We start from the raw sequence: 256 nt of genomic DNA on the forward strand, positions 1-256 counted from the left end.
TCCAATATCCCGACTATGCCGCCTGGCAACGCCAATGGCTGTCGGGGGAACGGCTGCAGACCCAGGCGGACTATTGGCGCGAGACCCTGGCCGGCGCCCCCGCCCGTCTTGCGCTGCCGACGGACCGGCCGCGGCCAGCCGAGCAGTCGTTTGCCGGAGCCAATGTTCCCGTTGTCATCGATGCGGAGCTGACGCGCGACCTGAAGCGGCTGAGCCGGCAGCATGGCACGACGCTGTTCATGACGGTGCTGACGGC

1 protein-coding gene is annotated in these 256 nt (G+C 68.4%); it reads left to right on the forward strand.

Features of this window, described 5'->3' with window-relative positions:
• On the forward strand, positions 1–256 hold a 256-nt coding region (locus PY650_RS37015; RefSeq protein WP_285885078.1), incomplete at both ends, for a condensation domain-containing protein.

The organism is Martinezella calliandrae, assembly GCF_030272695.1.
Taxonomy (GTDB): domain Bacteria; phylum Pseudomonadota; class Alphaproteobacteria; order Rhizobiales; family Rhizobiaceae; genus Rhizobium; species Rhizobium calliandrae.